Here is an 11084-nt window from a genome sequence, read left to right on the forward strand (position 1 = left end):
AATGACATCGGTGTGATCGAGGCACTGCCCCGTGACCGCGACACCTGGATGGTGATCGACGACAACAAATGGTTCTTCGCCCTCGCCGACGACGTGACCGAGTCCGAGGCCGAGCAGTTCGCGCAACGGGTGGCCCGTTGGCGACTGGCCGAGGCGTACGAAGAGATCGGTCAGCGCGTCGCGCAGATCGGCGCCCGAGACATCTTGTCCTACTACGGCATTGAGGACCCGTCCGAGATCGACTTCGACGCGTTGTGGAGCAGTCGGCGCGACGCCCTGACCAGCCGCTCGCGGCTGCGGATCCCGTTCGGCAACCGGTCGGACAACGGCGAACTGCTGTTCCTGGACATGAAGTCCCTCGACGAGGGCGGCGACGGTCCGCACGGCGTCATGTCGGGAACGACCGGTTCCGGTAAGTCGACGCTGGTGCGTACCGTGCTCGAATCGCTGATGCTGGCGCACCCGCCAGACGAGCTGCAGTTCGTGCTGGCTGACCTCAAGGGTGGGTCCGCGGTCAAGCCGTTCGGCGGCGTGCCGCACGTGTCGCGCATCATCACCGACCTCGAAGAGGACCAGGCGCTCATGGAGCGCTTCCTGGACTCGCTGTGGGGCGAGATCGCGCGGCGCAAAGCGGTCTGCGACAACGCCGGCGTCGATGACGCCAAGGAATACAACGAGATGCGCTCCAGGATGCGGGCACGCGGCCAGGACATCCCGCCGCTGCCGATGCTGGTGGTCGTCATCGACGAGTTCTACGAGTGGTTCCGGATCATGCCGACGGCTGTCGACGTTCTGGACTCCATCGGCCGGCAGGGTCGCGCCTACTGGATCCACCTGATGATGGCCTCGCAGACGATCGAGAGCCGGGCCGAAAAGCTCATGGAGAACATGGGTTACCGGCTGGTGCTGAAAGCGCGCACCGCCGGTGCGGCCCAGGCCGCGGGTGTTCCCAACGCTGTCAACCTGCCCGCACAGGCCGGTCTCGGGTACTTCCGCAAGAGCCTCGACGAGATAGTCCGCTTCCAGGCCGAATTCCTGTGGCGCGACTACCGTCGCGGCGTTTCGCTCGACGACGACGGGCCGGCGATGCTGACCCATTCCGTCGATTACATTCGGCCGCAACTGTTTACCACTGGCTTCACACCCATCGAGGTCAGTGTCACGGGGCCGGATGACTTCGACGCGCTGACCAACGGCGACAGCGTCAACGGCGAGGCCTTCGGCGGCAACGGAGCCGGTGCACCTGAGGAAGAAGAGGAAGAAGAAGCGATCAGGACGCCGAAGGTCGGCACCGTGATCATCGACCAGCTTCGCCGGATCGACTTCCAGCCTTATCGGTTGTGGCAGCCACCGCTGGACCGGCCGATTCCGATCGAGGAGCTGGTCAACCGCTTCCTCGACCGGCCGTGGCAGGAGCAGTACGGCACGTCGCTGGACCTGGTGTTCCCGGTCGGGGTAGTCGACCGGCCGTTCAAGCACGACCAGCCGCCGTGGACGGTGGACACCTCCGGGCCTGGTTCCAACGTGCTGATCCTGGGCGCCGGTGGGTCGGGTAAGACCACCACGTTGCAGACGCTGATCACCTCGGCTGCGCTGACTCATACGCCCGAGCAGGTGCAGTTCTATGTGCTGGCGTACAGCAGCACCGCGCTGACGACCGTGGCCGCGTTGCCGCACGTCGGTGAGGTCGTGGGTCCGACCGACCCGTACGGCGTTCGCCGCACGGTGGCGGAGCTACTCGCGCTGCTCCGTGAGCGCAAGCACACGTTCCTCGAGTACGACGTTCCGTCGATGGAGGTCTTCCGGCGGCGCAAGTTCCTCGGTGAGGCGGGCCGCGTGCCCAACGACGGTTTCGGCGACATCTTCCTGGTGATCGACAACTACCGGGCGCTCGCCGAAGAGAACGAGGTACTCATCGAGCAGGTGAACCAGATCATCAACCAGGGGCCGTCATTCGGTATCCACGTGGTGGCCACGGCCGACCGCGAATCCGAGCTCCGGCCGCCGGTGCGCAGCGGGTTCGGATCCCGGATCGAGCTGCGTCTGGCCGCGGTCGAGGACGCCAAGCTGGTGCGCTCGCGGTTCGCCAAGGACGTTCCGGTCAAGCCGGGTCGCGGCATGGTCGCGGTGAACTACGTTCGACTCGACAGCGATCCGCAATCGGGTCTGCACACGCTGGTCGCTAGGCCGGCGCTGAGCGATACACCGGACAACGTCTTCGCGTCCGACAGTGTTGCCGCAGCGGTCAGTCAGGTGGCGGTCGGCCACGCACCGCCGGTGCGCAGGCTTCCGGCGAAGTTTGGCCTGGACCAGGTCCGGACGCTGGCGCAGGCAGATCGGCGCCAGAACGTCGGTGCCGGTGGCATCGCTTGGGCCATCAACGAATTGGACCTGCAGCCGGTCTACCTCAACTTCGCCGAGAACGCTCACCTGATGGTGACGGGTCGACGCGAGTGTGGCCGGACCACGACGCTGGCAACCATCATGGCCGAGATCGGTCGGGTGTACGAGCCGGGAGCCAGCATCGCTGCGCCGACTTCACGTCCGTCGGCACAGGTGTGGCTGGTCGACCCTCGTCGTCAACTGCTGACCACGCTGGGCACGGACTACGTCGAGAAGTTCGCCTACAACCTCGACGGCGTCGCAGCGATGATGAACGAGCTGGGTGATGTTCTTGCCCGCCGTGAGCCACCGCCGGGCCTGTCGGCCGAAGAACTGCTGTCCCGCGCCTGGTGGAGCGGGCCGGAGATCTTCCTGATCATCGATGACGTTCAGCAACTGCCGCCGGGCTTCGACTCGCCGCTGCAGAAGGCCGCGCCGTGGGTGACCAGGGCTGCCGACGTCGGCTTGCACGTGATCGTCACCCGCACCTTCGGTGGATGGTCGTCGGCGGGCAGCGACCCGATGCTGCGCGCGCTGGCCCAGGCCAACGCACCGTTGCTGGTCATGGACGCCGACCCGGACGAGGGCTTCATCCGCGGCAAGATGAAGGGTGGACCGCTGCCCCGCGGTCGTGGCCTGCTCATGGCCGAGGACACCGGGGTGTTCGTCCAGGTTGCCGCCACGGACCTGCGTCGATAGCTGGATCTCGCAAAGGTCCCCCGCTCGCAAGGGCGGGGGACCTTTGCGTTGCGGGGACCAATCCCTGACGCCGGGTCGTCGTCACACCTTCATAGCCGGCGCATAGCTTCGGCATGTCAGCAGCCCATCTTTCCTAGTTAACGTCTCTAACTAGTGACAGGTGCGGACTGGTGTGAAGGGAGTGGTAGATGTCGTTTGTGAGCACGCAGCCGACAGAACTGACGGCGGCCGCGGAGAATCTGCAGGGCATCGGTTCGAGCTTGACAGTGCAGAACGCGGCCGCGGCAGCTCCGACCACCAGCGTGTTACCCGCTGCGGCCGACGAAGTGTCGGCACTAACGGCTGTCCAATTCGCGACCCACGCCCAGATGTATCAGGCCATCAGCGGTCAGGCGGCGGCGATCCACGAAATGTTCGTCAACACACTCGGCGCCAGCGCCGGCTCCTACGCGGCCACCGAGGCTGCCAACGCAATCGCGGCCAGCTGAGGCGGACTCCCATGCTGGACTTTGGTGCCTTACCGCCGGAGATCAACTCCGGACGGATGTACGCCGGTCCCGGACCGGGCTCGATGCTGGCCGCGGCGGCAGCCTGGCAGTCGCTGGCCGAGGAGCTGAGCTCCGCAGCGTCTGGGTACGGCTCGGTTGTCTCAACCCTCACCAGCGGGTCCTGGACCGGCCCCAGTTCGATCTCGATGGCCGCGGCCGCCACACCCTACGTCACCTGGCTGAGCGCCACCGGCGATCAGGCACAGCTGGCCGCTACGCAAGCCGCCGCGGCGGCCAGCGCTTACGAAAGCGCTTTCGCCGCAACGGTTCCGCCGCCGATCATCGAGGCCAATCGGAGTCTGCTGGCGGCGCTGGTCGCGACGAATGTCCTCGGCCAGAACACCCCGGCGATCGCGGCAACCGAGGCGCTCTACGCGGAGATGTGGGCCCAGGACGCCACCGCGATGTACGGCTACGCCGGCGCCTCGGCAACGGCGTCACAAGTGACCCCGTTCACCACGCCGCCAAAGACCACCAACTCGAGCGGCCTGGCGAGCCAGTCCGTCGCCGCAGCCCAGTCGGCCGGCACGGGCGGGGAAACCGATCTCGACACGATCATGTCGTCTGGCCCGCAAGTCATTTCGGGAATGCCTCAAGCCCTGCAGAACCTGGCGTCGCCGCAGGCCTTGGGTGGCGTTGCGTCCACGGCGACCGATTCGGCGACGTCCTCGACATCGGCGACGTCGATCATGAACGAACTCAGCACGCCGCTGAAGTTGGCGTCGATGCCCATGAGCATGCTGTCCAAGCTGTTCACCGCCGGCAGTACCGCGACCGCCGCCAAGGCCGCGACGACGGCCGCCAATGAGCTAGGCGCTGCAAACGCGGTCGGACTTACGTCGAGTACCGGCGCCCTGGGCTCGGCAGGCATCGGCGCCGTCGGCTCGGGCGCTCCGGCACTCTCCGCGGGTATGGGTGGGGCCACCTCGGTCGGCGCGTTGACGGTGCCGTCTGCCTGGACCGGTGCGGCGTCACCGGTGACCGCCGCCGGAACGGCGATGCACGTCGGTGGCGTCCCGGCCGTCTCGGCGGCGCCGGCAGGTACGCAATCGGGCATGCCGCCGATGATGCCGATCGCCAACATGGGCGGACGCGGGGGTGCGGAGGCACCGACACGATTCGAGCTTCGTTCCACCGTGATCCCGTTTACGCCGGCCGCCGGATAGCTGCCGCACTGCGGCCACCGGGTGGCGCGGAACCGAACGTCAATTGAACAACAGTTGATCGCGGATGAACACTGCTTGATGAGTTATGAATAGTCGGCATCGTCGTCGCTGATCGCGCGCGCGGCCATCTAATGTCTCAGCCAGCGACTGTTCAGTGATGAGCATCGGCGCTCAATGTTGTTGACGCTGCGGGTTACCGAGGAAAGAAAGCGCATTTCGTCTGTGGCCACATACCGCGTTCCGCACACCGATCGGGCGGTCATCCGCCAGGACCCGCCGATTGCTGACCAGTTCATGACAGCGCCCCCCGCCGTCGCTTCCATGCGGTGGGTGACGGGGCAGACGCAAACTTGGCTCGCTGACGGAGGAATCTAGTGCTTGATTTCGGGCTGTTGCCGCCGGAGGTCAATTCAGGTCGGATGTATTCGGGTCCCGGACCCGGGCCGCTGTTGGCGGCCTCCGAGGCCTGGGACGGTCTGGCTGCCGAGTTGGGCTTTGCGGCCAGTGGTTATGGGTCCGCGCTCGCCGAGCTGACGAGCAACTCGTGGGTAGGCCCGACGTCGGCGGCGATGATGTCCGCCATCACGCCGTACATCGACTGGTTGACCTCAACCGGCGCGCAAGCCGAGGAGACCGCCAACCATGCTCGCGCGGCCGTCGCCGCATATGAGGCGGCGTTCGCGATGACGGTGCCGCCGCCGGCGATCGCGGCCAATCGCGCGCTGCTGGCCGCCTTGGTCGCCACCAACTTCTTCGGGCAGAACACTCCCGCGATCATGATGACCGAGGCCCTGTATGTCGAAATGTGGGCGCAGGACGCCGCAGCCATGTACGGCTACGCCGGCGCCTCGCAGGTTGCCTCGCAGGTGACGCCGTTCGTGCAACCCCCGCAGACGACCAACCCTGACGGGACGAGCAACCAGGCTGACGCGGTTGCCAAGGCTGCCGCTACGCCGGCCAGCCAAGCCGCGACGGTGGCGCAGAACGCGGCGTCGGCGCCCGCCACGACCACTCAGACGGCCGCGGGCACCGGGCTGTCCACGGCGGCGGCCAACCCGAACACTTTCATCGGTTGGCTCCAGGAGCTTTACCAAAACACCGCCGCCACATTCCCTTCCGGCGGTTGGGGCGTGGGCCTGACGGGCGGGTCATCGGGCAACCTGAACACGATGCGGCAGGTCCTCCAGGCCTACTTCGCAGTCGGTCTCGGAAACTTCGGCTACGGCCTCGGGCAGCAGTTGATGACCCCCGCGCAGGCAACGGCACTAGAACGAGGGCTTGGGTTGATGCCTGCGGCAGCGGGATCACTTGGCCCCATCGGCGGCACCGCAGGCGTCAGTGGCGCACCGTTTACGGCCAGCAGTGTGACGGCCCAGATGGGCGAGGCCAGCACTCTCGGGCGGCTGTCGGTGCCCGCGGGTTGGCAAGGGTCGACGCCGGCGGCGATGGAAGAGGCCCAGCTGGTCAGCGCGTCACGCTCGGTCGCACCGACGTCGAATGGGATGCTCAACGGTGTTCCGATGGCGGGCAACGCTGGTCTCGGAGCCGGTGCTGGGCGCCGCGGCAGCGGGTACGTCGTGAAATACGGCTTCCGGCACTCCGTGATGCCCCGACCGCCCCAAGGGGGATAACAGCGTACGGATCCGTGCGGCTGCGCCCAGCGTCAGCGGCTTGACCCTGCCCACACCCGATTCGGGCGCATCCGCGATTAGCCGTAGCCATTGTGGAGGCGGCGCTGTGGCACTCGAAGCCCTAATCCGCGCCAAAGGCATTGCATTTCCCCGTGATTGACTGCCGAGCGTGCTGCACGGGTGTCGTGATACGCGAGGCCGAAGTGGCGCAGCGAGGACCGCAATGTCGCATCCTGATTGTGGGGGTAGCCGTGACAGGTTCGTGGCTTGATGTTGCCCGGTGACGCAGCAGGCGAATTGCTCGCTGACTCCCGGCACGCGCTGAAGGTGACTTACGACCGGCCGCCGGCGTTCCGAGCCGAGATGGTTCCATTCGCGATCTCTGTGAGCGCAACTTTCTCGAAGTCCATATCTGCCAAAAACCGCTTGAGCGTGGCGCTTTCACGCTCGAGGTCGTTGAGCCGCTCGATCCTTCGCCACGACCAGGTTGAGCCACGCGGCAGCTGACACGTCAACAGAACGGCCGGGCCCACGGTGCGTTCGTGTGGCCGGTCGATTCGAAGCATTACCGCAGGTGAAAGGTTTGTCGAACTCAGGGTAAACAGCCGATATCGAGGGGTGAATACTCGCCGTCCAGGCGTGAACAGTTCGGTCGGCGGCGGCTTTATCCGAGCGTGACCATCTAATCTTTCAACCGAACGACCTTGCTCAAGGTCGTAGACGCGCTTAGTTATCAAGGAGGAGACCGGATGTCGTTCGTGACAACACAGCCGGAAGCATTATCGGCAGCGGCCACCAACCTGCAGGGGATCGGCTCGGGCCTGAACGCCCAGAACGCCGCCGCAGCGGCCCCCACCACAGGAGTGGTTCCCGCTGCCGCCGACGAGGTTTCGGCGCTGACCGCCGCTCAGTTCGTCGCACACGCCCAGCTGTACCAGGCCGTCAGCCAGCAAGCAGCGGCCATCCACGAGATGTTCGTCAACACGTTGGGCACCAGCGCCAGTTCCTACGCAGCCACCGAGGTCGCAAACGCGGCTGCGGCCGGCTAGGAGGCATTCAACATGGTGGATTTCGGGGCGTTATCGCCTGAGATCAACTCGGCCCGGATGTACATGGGTCCCGGTGCGTCGTCTCTCCAGGTTGCCGCGTCGGCATGGAACGGCCTTGCCGCGGAACTCCAGTCGGCTGCTCAGGGCTACGAGACGACGATCACGCAACTGGCCAGCGACTCATGGAACGGACCGGCTTCGGCGGCGATGTCAACTGCGGCGCAGCCGTTCATCAGCTGGCTGCAGGAGACCTCCGCTCAGGCCGAGCAAGCAGCGGCCCAGGCGCAGGCAGCCGTTGCCGCCTACGAGCAGGCGTTCGCGGCAACGGTGGCGCCGCCGCTCATCGCGGCCAACCGCGCTGAGACCGCCGCGGCGACGCAGGCCAATGTGTTCGGTCAGTACACCGCGTTGATCGCACAACTCGAGGCGCAGTACGGCGAGATGTGGGCGCAGGATGCTGCGGCCATGTATGGCTATGCAGGACAGTCGGCATCGGCGACTCAGGTGACGCCGTTCGCCACCCCGGCGCAGACAACCAACCCTGCCGGGACGGCCGCTCAATCCTCTGCGGTTGCTGCGGCAACTGGCAACTCAGCTGCTTCGAGCTCCCAGAGCATCTTGTCGCAGCTGACTTCGTCGCTCTCGGGCCAGCTGCAAAGCCTTGCGTCGCCGGCGGCCACCACGGCGGCCACCACCACCACACCGTTTCAGTCGTTGTTCGCGTTGATCTTCGGTACGACCGTCTTGCCCACGAACCTGTCGGCGCTTGTCGGCGACTACTCGCCGTACGCCAGCTTGTTCTACAACACTGAAGGTCTGCCTTACTTCAGCGTTGGTATGGGCAACTTCGGCGTTCAGATTGCGAAGAGCGCGGGAATGCTGGGCGGGGCGGCCCCGGCCGCTGCTGCCCCGGCACTCCACGGCTTGAGTGGCCTCGGAGGGGCGCTGGGCGGCGGTGGTGCTGCTGCTGGCGCGGGTGCTGCCGCGCATTCCATTTCCGCAATTTCGGGCGGCGCCGGTTCGGTCGGCAAACTGGCGGTGCCGGCGTCGTGGATCGGTGGTGGAGCTCCGGCTGCGGCCCCGCACGGCGTGCAGCTGGTCAGCAGCGTCAGCGCTGCTCCGGAGGCCGCTGCCGGCAACGGGAACCTGCTCGGCGGCATGCCGCTGGCCGGTACACGAGCCGGCTTCGGCAACGGCTTGGGCCCACGTTATGGCTTCAAACCGACGGTGATGCCTCGCCCGCCGTCAGCTGGCTAGAAGCTTCATACTCCTGGGGTGTCACGTTGCGGCGTGGCACCCCAGAAGTGTTGTGCTCGCAAAACGAGGAATTGTCGCCAGATGCCTTTCCCTGTATCGGGTGGCATCGCAACTGCCGAGCACATACGGTTACTATCGCCCCACGACAGGCGGTAAGTGAGCTGTGGCTTGCGGGCCGAACTCAGCCGACGCATGGCGTGGGCATGTTTCTATGCAGGACGGGCTTACTACGTCGGTGGCGACGAGGGTTCTTCTCACCGAATCGAGGATCCGATGAGTGACGAGTCGAATACGCCTGCCCATCCACTGATCGGGTTCATCACCCGTGACAATCCACCGCAGATTGCCCCCGCACCGATTACCCGGGCGTGGATGGCAGAGATGTCAGAGACGCGTAAAGGTTGGCCAAATCGGTGCCTGCCGATGCTCATCGCCAACCAGAGCGGCTGGGAGTTGCGCAATCGGAGCGCGTTCACCGCTACGTGGATCGGCCAAGACGGCGTGGACGTGAGCGTCATGCCCGATAGGCGCGACACCGCTCAGTTCATGCCGGTCAGCCATTTCGGTAACGGCATCCTGACCTGGCATCTGCCGATACTGTTTCGCACCCCGCCGGGCTATAACCTGTTGGTTCGCGGGCCGGCGAACTATCCGAAGGACGCCGTATGTCCGTTAGAGGGCATAGTCGAAACTGACTGGGCAAGTGCGAGTTTCAGTATGAACTGGAAATTCACCCGCAAACTGATGCCGGTGCGTTTCGAGATCGACGAGCCGATGTGCATGATCGTCCCGCAGCGCCGAGCCGAACTTGAAGACTTCGCGCCCGAACTCAGGCGCCTCGAGTCTGACGAAGATCTGTATCGCAAGCACAAGTCTTTCCTTCGCCCACGTGACATGGACGGGCAGGCCCAGGCAGCGGCGGCCGTCGCCGCGGGCGAACCGGTGCAGTGGCAAGGCCATTACACGCGTGGCCGACACATCGACGGCGAGGCCGGGACACCGGATCACCAGACTCGCCGTCATCTTCGTTCATTTGTTCCGCCACCACATGACGAGCAGCAATAAGCCGCGCCCCAACAGGTTCTGACCATTGCTCCGATGCAGCACAAGCCGCACCCGTCAGCCTCGAGGCTAGGTAAATCGCGGACATCGCGATCATGGCTCGAATATGAACAGTTGGGGCGTATTTGGAAGCATACGAGAGCAGTGGCGTAGGTTTCCGGTAGGTGAACAACCGGGGGCACGGGCAGGAGGGATCCGTGGCGAAACACGCTGAGGCATCCGGTTCGCTGGCCTTGTCACGGAAGCCCCGAGACACCGCCCGCACGCTCCCGAGGACCATGATCGGTTCGCAGCCGTTCAGGGCGGCAAGCGTTTTGCCGCGCCGGCCCGCTCAGCCTGCCGAGGTAGCTCAGGCACGAGTATTTGAGCGACTTCTGCGGGCTGAGTGCGCCGAACTGCAGGAGCTTGCGCATCGCATAGCCCGGCAATCCGAGCCTGACGGTTCCCGGCCGTCTGGAGAGCTGGCGCAGTTACGCGCCCGCATCGACGAAGTCGATGGTCTGCTGCGCGCATTGCAAGGGCGGTTCCCGCACTCCACACCAGACGGTGACCGCTAGCCCGCGTGAAATAGGCTGGCTTCCAGTCAATCTTCGTCCAGGATCAGCGCCATCTCGGGACAGGACGCGACTCCGTCACGAGTTACCTGCGCATCCTCCGGCGCGACCTCGTGTTCTTCGAGGATGGAGTAGCCAGAATCATCAATCGGGAAAATCTCGGGGTCAACCGCATAGCACTGGGCGTGACCAACGCACCTCGACTGCTCGACACGAACCTTCACCATGCCGATTCTAAAAGATGTGCCGAACATCGTCGCTCAATCCGGCACCCGCTTGCGCGGGGACGACGCGACCGAGCCGCGGCGGCCCGCATACCATGTCTACTGTCGCCAGCCCGCCACGACGCCAGCGAAAATGAACGAACCGACAACGAGAGATCACGTGCATGAGCTCCACTGATGAAAGCCTGTACAGCACCGGCTTTCACCTTCCGCGGCTCGACTATTTCACCTTGCCGATGGCCGCTGATCGAGGCGCCGGGTGGAAGGTTTTGCGCGATGCCGGACCGGTGGTGTTCATGAACGGCTTCTACTACCTCACCCGCCGTGAGGACGTGCTGGCAGCGTTGCGAAGTCCCAACGTATTTTCCGCTCGATTGGCACTTCAACCACCGGGAAGCCCAATACCGGTGATCCCGTTGGGGTTCGACCCGCCCGAGCACACTCGATACCGCAAAGTCCTGCAACCGTTTTTCAGCCCACACGGGTTGAGTAAGTCGCGCCCGGTGCTGGTC

9 protein-coding genes and 2 pseudogenes are annotated in these 11084 nt (G+C 65.2%); 9 read left to right on the plus strand and 2 right to left on the minus strand.

The window, feature by feature from the left end; genetic code table 11:
- The 4 genes from eccCb to WAN02_RS26590 all read left to right on the plus strand — a co-directional run.
- The coding region (gene eccCb, locus WAN02_RS26575; protein WP_422268015.1) for a type VII secretion protein EccCb at positions 1-3081 on the plus strand (3081 nt) is incomplete at its 5' end.
- A gap of 188 nt (positions 3082-3269) precedes the next feature.
- On the plus strand, positions 3270-3569 hold the full coding sequence (locus tag WAN02_RS26580) for a PE family protein (protein WP_422268017.1): 300 nt from the start codon (positions 3270-3272) through the stop codon (positions 3567-3569).
- A gap of 11 nt (positions 3570-3580) precedes the next feature.
- Entirely contained in the window at positions 3581-4795 is a 1215-nt protein-coding gene (locus tag WAN02_RS26585) for a PPE family protein (protein WP_422268019.1), read from the plus strand.
- A gap of 374 nt (positions 4796-5169) precedes the next feature.
- The gene (locus WAN02_RS26590) at positions 5170-6426 is read left to right on the plus strand and encodes a PPE family protein (RefSeq protein ID WP_422268021.1); all 1257 of its coding nucleotides are present in this window, start codon (positions 5170-5172) and stop codon (positions 6424-6426) included.
- Positions 6427-6506: 80 nt separating this feature from the next.
- On the opposite strand, the pseudogene WAN02_RS26595 reads toward WAN02_RS26590, so the two are convergent.
- A pseudogene (locus WAN02_RS26595) lies at positions 6507-6893 on the minus strand (IS3 family transposase); the annotation flags it as partial.
- Between the two features lie 282 nt (positions 6894-7175).
- Here WAN02_RS26595 and WAN02_RS26600 point away from each other — a divergent pair.
- From WAN02_RS26600 to WAN02_RS26615, 4 genes are all read left to right on the plus strand, one after another.
- A complete protein-coding gene (locus WAN02_RS26600) occupies positions 7176-7475 on the plus strand; it encodes a PE family protein (RefSeq protein WP_422268022.1) in 300 nt (99 codons plus the stop codon).
- A 12-nt stretch (positions 7476-7487) separates the two neighbouring features.
- Complete coding sequence (locus WAN02_RS26605; protein ID WP_422268024.1) at positions 7488-8732, plus strand: PPE family protein; 1245 nt, start codon at positions 7488-7490, stop codon at positions 8730-8732.
- Between the two features lie 273 nt (positions 8733-9005).
- Complete coding sequence (locus tag WAN02_RS26610; RefSeq protein ID WP_422268026.1) at positions 9006-9797, plus strand: DUF6065 family protein; 792 nt, start codon at positions 9006-9008, stop codon at positions 9795-9797.
- Positions 9798-9991: 194 nt separating this feature from the next.
- Positions 9992-10351 carry a hypothetical protein gene (locus WAN02_RS26615; protein WP_422268028.1) on the plus strand — a complete coding sequence of 120 codons (360 nt, stop codon included), beginning with the start codon at positions 9992-9994 and terminating at the stop codon, positions 10349-10351.
- Positions 10352-10377: 26 nt separating this feature from the next.
- Here the strand turns inward: WAN02_RS26615 and WAN02_RS26620 are convergent, their stop codons facing one another.
- Complete coding sequence (locus WAN02_RS26620) at positions 10378-10572, minus strand: ferredoxin (protein WP_325677840.1); 195 nt, start codon at positions 10570-10572, stop codon at positions 10378-10380.
- A 164-nt stretch (positions 10573-10736) separates the two neighbouring features.
- Between WAN02_RS26620 and WAN02_RS26625 the strand changes: the two are divergent.
- A pseudogene (locus WAN02_RS26625) lies at positions 10737-11084 on the plus strand (cytochrome P450); the annotation flags it as partial.

This window comes from Mycobacterium sp. (assembly GCF_049281135.1).
In the GTDB taxonomy this organism is placed as follows: domain Bacteria; phylum Actinomycetota; class Actinomycetes; order Mycobacteriales; family Mycobacteriaceae; genus Mycobacterium.